Below are 1,186 nucleotides of genomic sequence, written 5' to 3' on the forward strand. Positions count from 1 at the left end.
GTTTTTAAGCATTTAAGGAGGAAATAATGGCTAAAGAAAAATTTCAAAGAACTAAACCACACATGAATATCGGAACCATTGGTCATGTGGACCATGGCAAGACGACGCTTACCGCGGCGATTACCAAATGTCTTCACAGCATCGGATTAAATGTTGAAGAGAGGTCTTTTGATTCTATTGACAACGCTCCGGAGGAGAGAGAAAGAGGTATCACCATTGCTATCTCTCATGTTGAGTATGAGACAAAGAATCGTCACTATGCTCACGTGGACTGCCCGGGTCACGCCGATTACGTAAAGAACATGGTAACCGGTGCCGCTCAGATGGATGGGGCAATTTTAGTTGTATCGGCAGCTGACGGCCCTATGCCTCAAACAAGAGAGCATATTCTTTTAGCAAGACAAGTGGGTGTTCCCTACATCGTAGTATTTCTAAATAAAGTGGATATGGTGGATGACCCCGAACTGATAGAACTTGTTGAGATGGAAGTAAGAGAACTTTTAAGTGAATACGAATTTCCGGGAGACGACACTCCCATAGTTTCTGGTTCAGCTCTTAAAGCTCTTGAATGTGGCTGTGGCAAAGAAACCTGCGAATGGTGCGGAAAAGTTCTTGAACTTATGGATAAAGTGGATGAGTATATCCCGACACCCAAGAGAGATGTAGACAAACCTTTCTTGATGAGTGTGGAAGATGTCTTCACGATTACCGGACGAGGCACTGTTGCTACCGGTCGTGTTGAAAGAGGCAAGATTAAAGTCGGAGAAGAAGTTGAGATTATCGGCATGAAGGATGAAACCAAAAAGACCATTGTAACCGGCGTTGAGATGTTTAGAAAGCTTTTAGACGAAGCTCAAGCTGGAGATAATATAGGCGCTCTTCTTCGTGGTGTAACCAGACAAGAAATTGAAAGAGGTCAGGTTCTTGCCAAACCCGGTTCGATTACCCCTCACACTAAATTCAAGGCTCAGGTATATGTGCTCACCAAGGAAGAGGGAGGAAGGCATACCCCGTTCTTTAATGGTTATCGTCCGCAATTCTTTTTCAGAACTACTGACGTTACCGGAGTTGTTACTCTTCCCCAAGGGGTTGAGATGGTTATGCCTGGAGATAACACTGAATTTGAGGTGGAGTTAATTACTCCAATTGCTATGGAAGAAGGACTTAGATTTGCTATCCGCGAGGG

The 1,186-nt window shown here is 44.2% G+C and carries 1 protein-coding gene; it reads left to right on the top strand.

What is annotated here, in order from left to right:
* Window positions 1-26: 26 nt before the first annotated feature.
* A partial coding sequence (gene tuf / locus Q7U95_RS04105) for an elongation factor Tu (protein ID WP_308752071.1) occupies window positions 27-1,186 on the top strand: 1,160 nt, incomplete at its 3' end.

This window comes from Candidatus Oleimmundimicrobium sp., from assembly GCF_030651595.1.
GTDB lineage: Bacteria > Actinomycetota > Aquicultoria > UBA3085 > Oleimmundimicrobiaceae > JAUSCH01.